Source organism: Streptomyces sp. cg35, assembly GCF_050410835.1.
Lineage (GTDB): Bacteria > Actinomycetota > Actinomycetes > Streptomycetales > Streptomycetaceae > Streptomyces.
Window position 1 is genome coordinate 5800341 of the sequence record NZ_CP191268.1, and the last position, 15076, is coordinate 5815416.

Consider the following 15076-nt stretch of genomic DNA (forward strand, 5'->3'; position numbering starts at 1 on the left):
CGCTTCCCCCTCTCCTTCGTACGTACGCGTACGTCAGTCTGAGCTGTTGGTTCTGGACGCTACTTCTTGACGCGAACCGTCTTGGTGGACCGGGTCTCGAGAGTCATCTCGTCGGCCTCCGCGACCTTCGCCTTCAATCGAACAGTACCTTCCGCGGCATCCACCACGTCCACCACCTTCGAAAGCAGTTTCGCCGTATCCGCGTTCCCGGAGAGCGCCGCGAGCTGTACCGCGCGGCCCAGCTTCGCGGTCGCCCCGTCCACGTCGCCCGCCTTGCGGGCGTCCAGGCCCTGCTGGATGACCTGCGCCAGTTCGGCCTGGCCCGTGTAGTGCGCGACCTGCGGGTTGATCGACGTGGAGGCCGCCATGTCGTCCGTCCACACCGCGCGGACGAGCCCCTGCGACAGCGTCTGCGCGGTGCCGTCCGGCTGCGGGATCACCAGCGAGACCCGGGCGGCGAGCATCTCCTGGCCGAGCTCGGCGTTCGGCACCTGGACGCACACGTGATAGTCGCGCGACTCGTCGCCCCACGAACCCGTCGGATAGTCGCCCGCGCGCGGGCCCGCCTCGGTGCGGCGGTCCGTCAACTCCCCGACGGTGGGCGCCACTTGCTTCACGAACTTGATCTCGGAGCCGAGCGGGGTCCACAGCCGCAGGGCGACGTCGGCGACCTCCTTGCCCATCGCCGTCTCCATCATCTGCGTGAAGTCGGCCGCCAGGTGCGCCGGGTCGGCCACGATGTCGGCGGTGCCGAGCAGCGCCGAAGCGATCCCTGTGACCTCCTTCACTTCCCAGTCCGTGCCGACGCCGCGGGCGTCACAGGTGAAGCGGCCCGCCGTCGCGTCGAGCGTCGCGCGCAGGTCCTCCGGCGACTCGTGCTCGTTGCGCCCGTCGGTGAGCAGGATGCCGTGACGTATCCCCACGTCGGCGGAGGACAGCAGGCGGTCGGCGAGGCGCAGCCAGGTGCCGATCGCGGTGCCGCCGCCCGCGGACAGCTTGCGCAGCGCCTGCTTGGCCTGCTCCCGGGTGGCCGGATCCGCGACGGCGAGCCGCCCGGCCCCCGGGTAGACCTCCTTGGCGACGTGCGTGCCCGCGATCACCGCGAAGTGCACCCCGTCGCGCAGGGTGTCGATCGCCGCGGCCGAGGCCTCGCGCGCGCCCCGCATCTTCGTCGGCGGGTAGTCCATCGAGCCGGAACAGTCCACCATCAGCGCCACCGCGGCGTCCGGCCCGTCCCCGGCGCTGTACCGATGAGGGGCCCCCACGGCGCTGCCGACGGTGCCGCCGCCCGTGGACGTCACGGTGACGATCGCGTTGACCTCGCGGCCGCCCTCGGGCAGGTACTCGTTCTGGTACACCTCGACCGAGAACTGCGGGACGTTCGACTTCGAGAAAATGGCCATGGTGACAAGTCCCCCCTGAACAAGACCATCGGTGACGATCGGTGCCGGCCGGACGAAACCGCCCGTCCTAGGCCGATCCTGCCCCCTGCTGGGGGACCGGGAACGGCAGCACCGCCACTGTTACGTTGTCGTGGCCCCCGCCGTCGAGCGCGTGGCCCACGAGGACCTGGGCGCTGTGCAGCGGGCGCCGCGCCGCGTCGGCGGGAACGATCCGCGCCATCTCCTCCGCGGCCTCCGCGTAGTTCCACAGCCCGTCGGTGCACACCACCACGACACCAGGCCGGTCCGGCTTGAAGGAAGCCGTGTGCGGCTCCAGTTCGTACGCGTCCGCGCCCAGCCAGCCGGTGATCGCGTGGGCCCGCTCGTCGGCGTACGCCTCCGCCTCGTTCATCAGCCCGGCGGCGACCATCTGCGCGGCCCACGAGTCGTCCTCGGTGAGCCGGGCCGCGGGCGCCGTCCGGTCGTCGGGCACCCAGTAGGCGCGCGAGTCCCCGACCCAGCCCACGACCAGCAGCTCGCGCGTGACGATCGAGCCGACGAAGGTGCACGCCGGCGCGTTCTGGTGCGGCTGGTGCTCGCGGGCCGTCGCGGGCTCCTGCGCCAGGGAGTTGACGGCCTCGGCGGCCGCCACGATCGCCTCGTGCAGGGCCTGCTGCGGGTGCGTGCCGCGGGGCAGCGACTCGTGCAGCGCCTCGTTGGCGGCACGGGACGCGGCCAGCGACGCGTCGTCGGGGCGGGTCGCGGACGACACCCCGTCGCAGACGACGGCGACGACCGCGGGGAAGCCGTCGGGCAGCGCGGCCGACGAGATCGCGAACGCGTCCTCGTTGCGGTGGTGCCGCAGGCCCCGGTCGCTGACGGCCGCGACCGCGCCCAACTCCTGCTCCATGTGGTCGCGTTCGCGCGGCTGGGCGTGCCCGCAGTTCTCGCAGTAGCCGTCCGCGTCGACCTGCCCGGCCCGGCAGGCGACGCACAGCTTGGTGCCGGCCGGCGGGGTCGCGGCCCCCAGCTCCTCGGGCGTCGCCGTCCGCGGATCGGGCGCGGCGAGCGGGAAGTCGCCCTCCGGGGCGTCGTCGAACCGGACGGCCGTGGGCAGTTCACCCCCGCCCGAGTCCGTGCCCTCCAGGTCGGTCGGCAGATGGACCGGCGCCGGCGTGTCCGAGCTGTCCGGCTCGGGCGCGTCCGGCCAGTCCACGGAAGCGGCCCGCGCCCCCTCGGCCGGCTCCGCCTCCGGGGCGGCGATGGTCAGCGTCGGCTGGTCGTCCGGCACCGGCGGCACCGACGACAGGTCGTATCCGCAGGCCCCGCAGAAGCGGTCGCTCTCGTCGAGCGGCTCCTCGCAACTGGGGCAAGCGGCCAGCTGGTGCGTCTGCGACATCAACTCACACCCACGTCCGGGGGCGGTAGCGGTTGGCCCGCTCCACCAGTTCGATCCTCTCCTCGCCGCGCGAAGCGAGCCTGGCCAGTGTCCGGTACGAGCGCTCCAGGCCGAGACGCAGGCCGCGCTCGTCCAGGTCGTTGCCGAGGACCACCGTGCGTACGGGGCCCTGGGGCTGACCGGAACCCTGCCTACCGGAGAGTACCCAGTCCAGCGCCGTACCGAGGACCTCGGTGGACAACTCCTCGCGGCGCACCGCGTCGAGGCCGAACGACTGGAGCGCCTCGACCTGCCCGGCCGCGGCCGTCAGATCGTTCAGCAGCGGGTCGCCGCCCAGCCCTCCGGTCATCCGTCCGCGCAGGCGCGCCCGCACCGACGCGACGCGCGCCGCCGTGTAGTGGATCGACGACTCCGGCACCGATTCCAGGGTGCGCACCGCGCCGCCCCGGTCCCCGGCGGCGAGCTGCACCCGCGCCAGGCCGAACGCGGCGCTCACATAGCTCGGGTCGGTGGACCACACCAGGCGGTAGTACTCCGCCGCGTTGTCCAGCTGCCCCAGGACCTCCGCGCACACCCCGAGCGCCAGCTTCGGCGCGGGCTCGCCGGGGAACGCGTCATAGATCGCGTCGAACGACAGCGCCGCGTTCGCGTGATCGCCCGTCGCGAGCGCCGCCACGCCCCGGTACCAGACCACCCGCCAGTCGTCCGGGTGGTCGGCCTCCAGGGCCGTCAGCCCCCGCACCGCCGAGTCGAGTTCGCCCATCTCCAGGCGGGCCCGCAGTTCGCGCAGGCGCAGCTCCAGGGAGCCGGTGGGCGCCGCGTGCAGCGCCGAGATCAGCTCGGCCGGCGCGGACGCCATCAGGCCCGCGAGGAACCCGGCGTTCGGGTCGCCCGGATCCACCCGCGGCACCGGCAGCGCCACCGCGGTGGCCGCCCCCTGGAGCCGCTTGACCAGCGCGGACGGTGACGGCGGCAGAGCGGGGACCACCGGGGTGGCGAGCGCGGCCGCCTTCTTCCGTACGCGGACGGGGACCGCCCGCGCCCCGAGAGGGGACACCTCGCCCTCGAGCCGCGCGAACAGCTCGGTGTCGGTGACCTTCACCTCGGGCCCGAACAGCGTCGACAGGGCGGGCCGCGGCCGGCTCGTCTGCAGCGCCACGACCTCGCGCAGCACCCCCGTCAACTGCTCGGTCATCTCCTGGGCGGAGGCGAACCGGCGGGCCGGGTCCGGGTCGGTGGCGCGTACCAGCAGCCGGTAGAACGACTCGTACCGGCGGAAGACCTCGATGTTGTCGGGGTCGGGCAGGGAGTCCACGAACACGTTCGTGTAGCCCTGGAAGTCGAACGTCAGGACCGCGAGGGTGCGGGCGACCGTGTAGAGGTCGGAGGCGACGGACGGGCCGATCTCGGCGACCTCGGGCGCCTGATAGCCGACCGTCCCGTAGATGGCGGACTCGTCGTCGTCCATCCGGCGGACCGCACCCATGTCGATGAGCTTGAGCTGGTCCTCGGTCTGGATCGCGTTGTCCACCTTGAAGTCGCAGTACAGCAGGTTGCGGCTGTGCAGGTGCCCGAGGGCCTCCAGCGCCTCGATGCCGTACGCGCACGCCTGCTCCACCGGCAGCGGGTCGCGTCTGCCGTCGACGGTGCGCCGCTCGTTGGCGATCTCCTTCAGGGACTTGCCGCCGACGTACTCCATGACGATGTAGCCGTCCATGGAGCCGGTGCGCTGGTCGAGGTGCTCGACGAAGTTGTAGATGCGGACGATGTTCGAGTGCTCGATCTCCGCGAGGAAGCGCCGCTCCGAGATCGCCGCCGCCATCGCGTCCTGGTCACCGGTGTCGAGCAGACCCTTGAGGACCACCCAACGGTCCGACACGGCACGGTCGATGGCGAGATAGACCCAGCCGAGACCGCCGTGCGCCAGACAGCCCACGACCTCGTACTGGCCGTGCACGATGTCGCCCGCGCCCAGCTTCGGCACGAACGAGTAGGGGTGCCCGCACTTCGTGCAGAACCCCTCCGTGCGGCCGGGCCGGTCACCGCGCGAACGCCCCACCGGCGCACCGCAGTCCGAACGCGAGCAGAATCGCTTCCGCTCGGGGACCTCGGGGTTCTCCTGCACCATCACGCGCGGGTCCGGGCGCGGCACGTCCGGGACCCGCACCAGGCCCGCGCCGAGCCGGGCCCGCCCCGAACCGCTCGCCGACGAGCCGGAGCTGCGCACCGACACCGACCGGGACGTCGCGCTCCCGGACAGCGACCGCGACAGCCGGCCCGACACCGACCGGCGCGACTGCGAGGACCGCGACGACGCCCGGGACGAGGCCCGCGAGCTCGACGCCGAGCTCTGCGAGCCGCGCGCACCACGGCCCGCGACCCCGGTCGGCGGCGACGACACCAGGCCCGTCGGCGACACCACCGGGGCGAGCCCGCAGGTGTCGCAGTACAGCTCGCCGCCGCCCATGTCCTCGTAGGAGCCGCCGCAGCCGGGCCGCTGACAGCCGCGGGACACCGGGCCGGCCTGCGCGGGCACGCCGCCCGTGGCACCGTCCGGCTTCAGCCCGCACGTGTCGCAGTACAGCTCCCCGCCCATGTCCTCGTACGAACCCGTGCAACCGGGCCGCGTGCACTTCTGCGCCATGCCTACGACTCCCCCCTCCGGTCGGCCGGCGCGGCCCGCTCGGGCCCGCCCGCCGACAACACCTCGGCGGCCGCCCGCTGGTAGCGCAGCACCGCCTCGCCCGCCACCCGCAGATCGCAGGGCGCGCTCCACAGCATGCGGCGCGCCGCGTCGTACCGCTCCACGAGCAGAGGGTCCTCCGCGAACCCCAGCCGCGCGACCTTCGCCTTGTACGCGTCGAGCCGCCCGCGCAGCTCCGCGCGGACGGCCAGGGGCGCCGTCACCGCCGTCAACGACTCGCGGGCCCGCAGCAGTTCGTCCTCGGCCTTCGTCTCCAGGGACTCCAGGAGCGGCGAGAGCCGGTGCCACTGGCCGTGCCTGCGGTACTCGGCGGCCGTCGCCAGCTGCTCCTGCAGGGCGATCGGCGGACCGGACACCGCCGGCACCTCAGAGGCGGCGATCTTCGCGAGCACCTCCCCGCGCGCCGATCTCGCCTCGGCGAGCGTACGGTCCGCGCGCGAGAGCACGTCCCGCAGCCGGCCCAGCCGCGACTCCGCGTCCTGCCGCACCGTCAGCACGGCCTCGATCTCCCGCCGCACCTCTTCCAGGGCGCGCGCCTGACGGTCGTACGCCGTGGTGTCCGGGCGGCCGCCGCCGGGCGCCGAACTGCCCTGCGCCTTCTGCCAGTACGTGAGCGGATCGGACACCACCTGCTCGCGCAGCCGGGTCAGCGAGCCGGTGATCCGCTCCAGGTCGTCACCCGCCGGGTGCTCCCCGGGCCGTACGCCCACGGAGTGCGCGAGCTGCCGCGTGCGGCCCAGCTCGGCCGAGAGCATGTCTATCCGGGCGGGCAGCGCCGACCACACCGCGTCGGCGGCCACGACCATGTCGAGGGACGACGCGTACAGGTCGTTCATCCGCTGCACCAGCGCGGCCAGCGTGAAGTGCTCGGACAGCTTCGCGGGGCCGGTGATCGACGACGGCGTCCCGTGCCCCGCGCCCGAGGCGACCGTGACGGACTCGCCGCGCAGCAGCTCCGTCAGCTGCACGAGGTCGTCCCGGTTCGGCCACTTGCGCCGGGTGCGGACGTCACGTGCGAGGCGCAGCGCTCCCGTGTACGCGTCGAAGTACGTCCACAGCAGCGTGATCGCCTGCTCGGCGGCCGCCCAGCGGTCCCGGGTCGTCCCGGTCAGCTCGGCGCCTTCGAGCAGGCGGCGTCCGGCGTGGTCCTGGAGCGCGAGCAGCGACGTCTCGATCGCCTCGTGCTCGGCACCGAGCCGGGCCAGGGCACGGTCCACCTCGTCCCGGTCCATCACCGGACCAGGGGGTCCCGCGACGCCCATCGATCACCTCTCGCTTCGCTGAAATGCCGTGAAAATGAGGTTACTTGCCCTGCTACTTGTACTTCGGCGCGGGCGGTCCCGAGGACGCGCCGAGCGTCTGCTCCAGCCAGTTCGCGTACGACTTCTGCCAGCCGTCGGAGCGGTACTTCTCCAGGATCTTGTTGACCCGGCGCACCAGCTCCTTCGAGCCCTTCTGCATGGCGACGCCGTAGTACTCCTTGGTGAACGGCTCACCCTTGAGGTCCACTGTCGGATCCTGCGCGGCCTGGCTCGCCGCGAGCGCGCCGTCGGTGACCACCGCGTCCACCTCGCCGAGCTGGAGGCGCACCAGGCAGTCCAGCTGGTTCGGCACGATGAGGATCTTGGCGTTCCGCGGCTGCTTGTCCTTCGCCGTGTCCCCGTTCAGCGCCGACTCCGCCGTCGAACTGGACGCCGCGCAGATGTGCTTGCCGTCGAGCGAGTCGTCGTACCCCGAGATCTTCGAGGCCTTCGGGGCGAGCACCTGCTGGCCCGTCTGGAAGTACGCCGTGGAGAAGTCGACTTCCTCGAGCCGCTTGCAGCTGATGGTCATCGTGCGCACCACCATGTCGACGTCGCCGCGCTTGATGGCGGGGATGCGCTCGTTGGTGGGGATGGCCTTGAAACGGATCTTCTCGGGGCTGCCGAGGATCTCCTTCGCGATCTCGCGGGCCAGATCGATGTCGAAGCCCTCCAGCTCGTTCTTCTTCTTGTCCTTGCTGTTGGGGTCCCGGTAGCCCCACCGGTAGCTGTTCTGGTCGACGCCGACCAGCAGGACACCGCGGTCCTTGATCTTCTGGACGGCGCCGCCGCTGTCGTCGCCGTCCGGATCCAGGCTGCGCTCCGGCTCCTTGCCCGCCACGTCCGGGTTGCAGTCGTCCGCCCTGGCCTGCGTACCGGCGGCCACGCCGCCCGAGCCGAGCCCCGTGCTGCCGTCGCCGCCGGAGTCGCGCTGCGTCAGGGGGAGCAGCAGCGCGAACACCACCGTCAGGGCGCAGGCCACCGCCATCGCCGCCACGCCGCCCCAGCCGCGCAGACTCACCTTGCGCGCACCTCGCTCATCCATCACCGCACCCCCTCTCACCGGTACTCCGAAAGCCTGCGCCCGATGCCGAGCACCGCGCCCGCGGCGGCGAGCACCGCCAGCAGCGCCGCGCCGACGGGCAGCCCGGTCATCGCGTCACGCCCGTCGCCCGCGTCGGCGCTGAACTGCCGCTGCTCGTGCGTGAGCGCCGTGTCGAGACTGTCGTCCACCAGATCGAAGCAGTCGCCCGTCGGCTTGTTCTCCCTCGAACCGATGATCTTGTCGAGGGCGCCCTGGTAGTTGCCGTCGTCGTCCTGCTCGCGCGCGATCTTGTGGCGGGCCAGCCACTCCTTCATGCTGTCGTTCGCCTTGCCCACCGGCGCCCGGCCCGCGACGTCGTCGGCGAGCGCGTCCGCCGTCTTCAGCTTGGCGGCCAGCGTGCTCATCTGCTTCTTGAAGTCGTAGTCGTACTTGTCCTCGGTCCTGCCGCCCACCTGCTTGGTCTCGGCGCCGCGGCTGACCAGCGTCAGGTTCTCGTTGCCGCGCGCCTTCAGGGACGCGATGCTCGCGTCGTGCAGCACGTTCAGGGACCGTACGCCGTGGTCGTACGAGGAGTTGAGCCCGCTGCGCGCGACCGTGTGCCCGACCACCAGCCACAGCAGTACGACCGTCGACGCGGCGGTCGCGGCGAGCAGGCCGTGGTTGAACACCCGGTTCGTGCGGCGGTAGTTGCGCCGCTGGGCCCAGACGAGACCGCCGAGCGCGAGCACCCCGAGCGCCATCGCGATCCAGGGGTACGGGGTCGCCGCGTCGTAGTCGTCGCGCAGCCGCTGGTTCTCGTTCTTGTAGAGATCCTCGGCGGCCGGGAGCATCTGCTCCTGCATCTTGTCGTTCGCGTACCGCAGATAGGCGCCGCCCAGCGGGAAGCCCTGCCGGTTGTTGGCGCGGGCCCGCTCGATGAGGCCCTTGTACTCGGGCAGCAGCGTGTTCAGCTTCGCGATCGTCTTCGCCGAGGGGGACCCCGGGTCGGTGCTGGCCGCGGCGGTCACGAGCTTGGTGGCGGCGGTCCGGATGTCCCGCTCGTACCGGTCGCGCACGTCCGCCGGTTCCTGGCCCCCCGCCAGGAAACCGCTGGACGCCGCGGTGTTGGCGTCGGCGAGCGAGCGGTAGATGTCGGCGGCGTCGGCGCTCAGCGGCTGGCTGGAGTGCAGCACGTCGTCGGCCGCGGCCGAGCGGTCCGTCATCTGCCAGGCCGTCGTCGCGCCGAACGCGACGACGAGCAGCGCGATCACGGCCCCGATGATGCGCAGCCGGCCCGGCTCGGTCGTGGCCCCGGCCTTGAGCCGGTCGATGCCCTCCGCCCAGGCGGTGCGGCGTGGTTCCGCCGGACGTGGGCCTGATGACGTGCCGCCGCGTGTCTGCTGCGGCGGCACGCTCGGCATCGTCGGCACGGCGCCGTGCCCCGGCGGTGCGGTGCTCCCGTTCTGCAGATATGTCACTCTCGACCCTCCCCCATGGTCGTACGTCGGCCGCAAGTATCGCTGCCGAGACGGGGATCCGCACAGGTCTTGCCTGGATCTTGTGTGCGGGGCCCTGTGGGGAACACGTGCCGGGAGCCGTGTTCGGTTCCCGTTCGTGTGCCTGCCGCGCGTGCGTGAGGGGCTGGCCGCGCAGTTCGCCGCGGCCCTGAAAGCACGGATAGGCGCCGTGGCGGCGACGGTCGGTTGCCGGGTGCCGCGCCGTCGTGGCTGGTCGCGCAGTTCCCCGCGCCCCTGGAGGCACCCGGCAACGAACGCGCGGAGCTACGGCGCGAAGTGGGCCCGCACCCGCGCATGCACCTCCGGGGGAGCCCCGATCGCGTCCAGGCCCAGCAGGGCCGCGCCCAGGACGGGTCGCTCCGACACCACCCGGGGGACCGCCTTGGGAGCCCGCTCCGCCAGCAACTCGGCGATGCGCGCATCCAGTTGAGGGTGACGTGCCGCCAGCACGCCCCCGCCCAGCAGTACCGGCACCTCGTCGTCCAGCAGATCGAGACGCCGCAGGGCCACCGTGGACATGGCCACGACCTCGTCGGCCATCCGGTCGACCAGCGCACGGGCCACCGGGTCGCCGTCCGCCGCCGTGGCGAACAGCACGGGGGTGCATTCATGGCGGCGTTCCACCGGCACCCGCTCCAGGTGCAGCGCCTCGATGAGGGCGTACATGGAGGGGACGCCGAAGTGCGCGGGCAGCGTCCGCATCAGGGCCGTCGGCTCGCCGCGGCCGTCCTCGGCCCGCGCCGCGAACCAGAGGGCCTCCTCCGCCAGGCCCCCGCCGCCGCCCCAGTCGCCGGAGATCTTGCCGATCGCCGGGAAGCGGGCGGTGCGGCCGTCCGGCAGCATGCCCGCGCAGTTGACGCCCGCGCCGCACACCACGGCGACACCGCGCGGCTCCGCGTCCTCCAGGAGGCCGGCCCGCAGCACCGCGAACGTGTCGTTGCGTACGTCGACACTCGCCGTGGACGACCAGCCGCGGGCGCGCAGGGCGGCCGCCAACTCCCGCTCCTCGACGGGCAGATCGGCGTTGGCCAGACACGCCGAGACATGCGCGGCCGATTCGACTCCCGCCTGCGCGAACGCCCGGCCGACCGCGTCCGCCAGGACGTCCACGGCCGCCTCGACGCCCACCCGGGGCGGCTGGAACCCGCCGCCGCGGGCCGCGCCGACGACACTGCCGTCGGCCGCGACCACCGCGACGTCGGTCTTGCTGTTGCCCGCGTCGATCGCGAGCACGCTGGTGCTCAGGCCCACGCCAAGTGCTCCCGGTTGTGCGCGATCAGCTGGTCCGTGAGCTGCTCGGCGTACTCGATCTGGCCCACCAGCGGGTGTGCGAGCAGCGCCTTGAAGACGCGGTCGCGGCCGCCGCGCAGGGCGGCCTCCAGGGCCAGGTCCTCGTACGCCGTCACGTTCGCGATGAGGCCCGCGTACAGCGGGTCGAGCTGCGGCACCGGCAGCGGGCGGGCGCCCTTGCCGTCGACGGCCGCCTGCACCTCGATGACCGCGTCGTCGGGCAGGAAGGGCAGCGTGCCGTTGTTGTACGTGTTGACGACCTGGTGGCGCGAGCCCCCGTTGCCGAGCAGCGACGCCGCGAGGTCGACGGCCGCCTCACTGTAGAAGGCGCCGCCGCGCTTGGCGAGCAGCTCCGGCTTCTCGTCCAGCGTCGGGTCGCCGTACATCTTCAGCAACTCCCGCTCCATCTCGGCCACTTGGGCGGCGCGGGACGGCTTGGTGCGCAGCTCCCGCACGACGGCGTCGTGCTGGTAGTAGTAGCGCAGGTAGTACGACGGCACGACCCCCAGGCGGTCGACGATCGCGCGCGGCATGTGCAGGTCCTCGGCGATCGCGTCGCCGTGCTCGGCGATCAGGCGCGGCAGCTGGTTCTCGCCGTCCGGGCCGCCGAGGCGGACGCCCAGCTCCCACGTGAGGTGGTTGAGGCCGACGTGGTCGAGGTGCACCTGCGACGGGTTCACGTCGAGCAGCTTCGCGAACTTGCGCTGGAAGCCGATGGCGACGTTGCACAGGCCGACCGCCTTGTGCCCGGCCTGGAGCAGCGCCCGCGTCACGATGCCCACCGGGTTCGTGAAGTCGATGATCCAGGCGTCCGGGTTCGTGCGGCGGACGCGCTCGGCGATGTCGAGGACGACCGGGACGGTGCGCAGCGCCTTGGCGAGGCCGCCGGCGCCGGTCGTCTCCTGGCCGACGCAGCCGCAGTCCAGGGGCCACGTCTCGTCCTGGTTGCGGGCGGCCTGCCCGCCGACGCGCAGCTGGAGCAGTACGGCGTCGGCGTCGGCGACACCGGCGTCCACGTCGGACGTGGTGCGGATGACGCCGGGGTGGCCCTGCTTGGCGAAGATCCGCCGGGCCAGACCGCCGACCAGCTCCAGACGGTCGGCCGCCGGGTCGACGAGGACCAGCTCCTCGATCGGCAGGGTGTCCCGCAACCGCGCGAATCCGTCGATGAGTTCGGGTGTGTAGGTCGACCCTCCGCCGACCACTGCGAGCTTCATGTGCGTTCTCAGCCCTTTACTCCGGTGAGGGTGACGCCTTCGACGAAGGCCTTCTGTGCGAAGAAGAAGACGATGCAGACCGGCGCCATCACGAGGAGCGTCGCGGCCATCGTCAGGTTCCAGTTGACGCTGTGCGCGGACTTGAAGGATTCGAGGCCGTAGCTCAGCGTCCAGGAAGCCGGGTTCTGGGCCGCGTAGATCTGCGGCCCGAAGTAGTCGTTCCAGCAGTAGAAGAACTGGAAGAGGGCGATCGCGGCGATGCCCGGCTTGGCCATCGGCACCACGATCTTCAGCAGGGTGCGCAGCTCGCCGCAGCCGTCGACCTTCGCCGACTCGATGTACTCCTTCGGGATCGTCAGCAGGAACTGACGCAGCAGGAAGATCGAGTACGCGTCGCCGAACGCCATCGGGATGATCAGCGGCCACAGCGTCCCGGAGAGGTGGAACTGCTGGGCCCACACCAGGTACATCGGGATCACGATGACCTGCGGCGGCAGCATCATCGTCGAGATGACGAGGATCATCGCGGTGCGGCGGCCGCGGAAGCGGAACTTGGCGAGCGCGTACGCGACGGGGATCGCCGAGCACACGGTGAGCAGCGTGCCCAGGGCCGCGTAGATGATCGAGTTCTTCCACCAGTCGAGGAAGCCGTCGGTCTCGAAGACGGTCCTGTAGTTCTCCCAGTGCCAGGAGTTCGGCCACAGATCGCCGCTCATCGCCTGGTCGTCGCTCATCACGGACGTGAGGAAGACGAACACGAAGGGGAGGACGAACAGGAGCGCCACCGCGATCGCGATGCTGTGCACGGCGATCCAGTTGAGGATCTCCTTGCGGCGCGGGCGGTTCGGGGCGGTGCCTCTGTCGTCGACGGCGCCGCCGGCGGTCGCCGCCGGGTGCAGGGTGGTGGTGGTCATGGGATCAGTCCTCCGCCGCGAGCAGGCCCGAGCGCTTGCGCATGAGCAGCATCGTCACGGCCATCGCGATGACGAACAGGACGAGCGAGAGCACGCACGCCGCGCCGGTGTTGAAGTTCTGGAAGCCCATCGAGTAGACGAGCTGGGGGACCGTGAGGGTCGAGTGGTCGGGGTAGCCGGGCTGGATCACCGAGCCGGGGCCGATGGAGACGCCGGAGGCGATCTTCCCGGCGACCAGGGCCTGCGTGTAGTACTGCATGGTCTGCACGACGCCCGTCACCACGGCGAACATGACGATCGGCGTGATCGACGGCCAGGTCACGTAGCGGAACTTGGCGAACGGCCCGGCGCCGTCCAGCTCCGCCGCCTCGTACTGCTCCTTCGGTACGTCGAGCAGCGCGGCCATGAAGATGACCATGAGGTCGCCGATGCCCCACAGGGACAGCAGGACGAGGGACGGCTTGGCCCAGGCGGCGTCGTTGAACCAGTTCGGGCCGTCGATACCGATCTTGCTCAGGACCTCGTTGACCGGTCCGGTCGCCGGGTTGAGCAGGAACACGAAGGCGACGGTGGCGGCCACCGGCGGGGCGAGGTAGGGCAGGTAGAAGGCGGTCCGGAAGAGGCCGACCCCGCTCTTGATCTTCGTGACGAGCAGCCCGAGCGAGAGTCCGAAGACGACCCGCAGCGCCACCATGATCACGACGAGCCACAGCGTGTTCCACAGGGCGGGGCCGAACAGCGGCATGTCCTGGAACACGTACTTCCAGTTCCGCAGCCCCACGAACGTGGGCGCCTTGATCTGGTTGTAGTGCATGAACGAGAAGTAGACGGTGGCCAGCAGCGGGTACGCGAAGAAGACGCTGAACCCGATCAGCCAGGGGGACAGGAAGCCCAGGGTGCGCAGTCTGCGCCGCGCGGGCCGGGAGAGTGCGATTGCCATGCGCGGGTCCTCAGTTCTGCGACTGCAGGGTGTCGGCGTCGATGAGTTTGTCGAGCCGTTGCAGGCCCTTCTTCAGGTTCGGGACCTTGCCCGCCTCCTCGGTGTACGAGAAGTCCTGGAGCTGGACGACGTACATGCCGCCGTTCGTCGACGGGGGCAGCACCTGGCTGTACTTGTTCTTCGCGATGTCCAGGAACGTGCGGAACGTCGGATCGGCATCCAGCTTCGGCGACTTGAGGGCCGCCTTCGTCGAGGGCACGTTGTGGATCGCGTTGGCGAACTTCACGACCTGGTCGGTGTCGGCGGTCAGGAACTTCACCAGCTCCCAGGCCGCGTTCTGGTGCTTGCTGCTGTGCGCGATGCCGGCGACGGTGCCGGTGAGGTAGCCGCGCCCGTACGTCTCGGCCTGGTCGTCGGGGACCGGCAGCGGGGCCACGCCCCACGTGAACTTGGCCTTGGCGTCGTTCAGCATCAGCCCGCGCCACTCACCGTCGAGGTGCATGGCCAGCTTGCCGTTCAGGAAGGCGTTCTGGTTCGACATCTCGTCGCCGAAGGACGTGCGGAACCGCTCCAGGGCGCCGTATCCGCCCTGCGCGTCCATCAGCTTCTTCGCGGTCTTGAAGAAGTCGTACGAGGCCGGGTCCTTGGACAGCCGTGACGAGCCGTCCTTGTCGAAGTAGGTCGGCCCCCACTGGGCGAACAGCCGGTCGGGGCTGTTCTGGTAGAGCCGGAAGTTCGGCATGAAGCCGACGCGCTCGTACGAGGAGCCCTTCCTCTTCGTGAGCTTCTTGGAGTCGGCGACGAACTCGGACATCGTCTTCGGCGGGTGCGTGATGCCCGCCTCCTTGAAGGCGTCCTTGTTGTAGTACATCCCGAAGGCGTCCGCGAGCAGCGGCAGAGCGCACTGGTTGCCGTCGTAACTCGTGTAGTTCAGAAGCGACTTCGGGAAGACCTTGTTCTTGTCGAGCCCGGTCTTCTTCATGAACGGGTCGAGGTCGGCCCACATCCCGGAGTCGCAGTACTGCCCGACGTTGTTCGTGGTGAAGGACGAGACGACGTCGGGGGCCTCGTCGCCGCCCGCGCGCAGGGCCTGGTTGACGGTGGCGTCCGTGACGTTGCCGGTGGCCTGCACGTGGATGTTCGGGTGGAGCTTCTCGAAGCGGGCGATCGAGTCGTTGATCGCCTTGACCTCGCCGGGCGCCGACCAGCCGTGCCAGAACTTGATGGTGACGGGCTCGGTCGGATCGTCGTCGGCGCTGCCGGTGCTCGGGTTGGCGCAGCCGGCGAGCAGCAGTCCGGCCGCGGCGAGCACCACGGGGGCGCGCAGGGGTATACGCCATCGCGACATGGCGAACGTCCTTTACGTGTACGGGGGCTGGGGAGGGGAG

11 protein-coding genes are annotated in these 15076 nt (G+C 71.2%); all 11 read right to left on the reverse strand.

Translation table 11 applies throughout. The features are described 5' to 3' along the window. Window positions 1-59: 59 nt before the first annotated feature. Window positions 60-1403, reverse strand: a complete 1344-nt coding sequence (locus ACQUQD_RS26515) for a vWA domain-containing protein (protein WP_428954633.1) — start codon at window positions 1401-1403, stop codon at window positions 60-62. Window positions 1404-1470: 67 nt separating this feature from the next. Beyond that, a complete protein-coding gene (locus ACQUQD_RS26520; protein ID WP_428954634.1) occupies window positions 1471-2781 on the reverse strand; it encodes a PP2C family serine/threonine-protein phosphatase in 1311 nt (436 codons plus the stop codon). A gap of 4 nt (window positions 2782-2785) precedes the next feature. Beyond that, on the reverse strand, window positions 2786-5248 hold the full coding sequence (locus tag ACQUQD_RS26525) for a tetratricopeptide repeat protein (RefSeq protein ID WP_428957665.1): 2463 nt from the start codon (window positions 5246-5248) through the stop codon (window positions 2786-2788). 179 nt (window positions 5249-5427) lie between these two features. Beyond that, a complete protein-coding gene (locus tag ACQUQD_RS26530; protein ID WP_428954635.1) occupies window positions 5428-6747 on the reverse strand; it encodes a hypothetical protein in 1320 nt (439 codons plus the stop codon). 52 nt (window positions 6748-6799) lie between these two features. Next, entirely contained in the window at window positions 6800-7831 is a 1032-nt protein-coding gene (locus ACQUQD_RS26535; RefSeq protein ID WP_428954636.1) for a glutamate ABC transporter substrate-binding protein, read from the reverse strand. A 14-nt stretch (window positions 7832-7845) separates the two neighbouring features. Beyond that, entirely contained in the window at window positions 7846-9288 is a 1443-nt protein-coding gene (locus ACQUQD_RS26540) for a hypothetical protein (RefSeq protein WP_428954637.1), read from the reverse strand. A gap of 303 nt (window positions 9289-9591) precedes the next feature. Continuing rightward, complete coding sequence (locus tag ACQUQD_RS26545; protein WP_428954638.1) at window positions 9592-10578, reverse strand: N-acetylglucosamine kinase; 987 nt, start codon at window positions 10576-10578, stop codon at window positions 9592-9594. Next, complete coding sequence (locus ACQUQD_RS26550; RefSeq protein ID WP_428954639.1) at window positions 10569-11834, reverse strand: 6-phospho-beta-glucosidase; 1266 nt, start codon at window positions 11832-11834, stop codon at window positions 10569-10571. Before ACQUQD_RS26550 ends, ACQUQD_RS26545 begins: the two co-directional genes overlap by 10 nt. Window positions 11835-11842: 8 nt before the next feature. Next, window positions 11843-12748: a carbohydrate ABC transporter permease gene (locus tag ACQUQD_RS26555; RefSeq protein WP_428954640.1), complete on the reverse strand. Its 906-nt coding sequence runs from the start codon at window positions 12746-12748 to the stop codon at window positions 11843-11845. Window positions 12749-12752: 4 nt separating this feature from the next. After that, window positions 12753-13688 carry a carbohydrate ABC transporter permease gene (locus tag ACQUQD_RS26560; RefSeq protein WP_428954641.1) on the reverse strand — a complete coding sequence of 312 codons (936 nt, stop codon included), beginning with the start codon at window positions 13686-13688 and terminating at the stop codon, window positions 12753-12755. 10 nt (window positions 13689-13698) lie between these two features. Continuing rightward, a complete protein-coding gene (locus ACQUQD_RS26565; RefSeq protein ID WP_428954642.1) occupies window positions 13699-15036 on the reverse strand; it encodes an ABC transporter substrate-binding protein in 1338 nt (445 codons plus the stop codon). Between the last annotated feature and the right edge of the window lie 40 nt (window positions 15037-15076).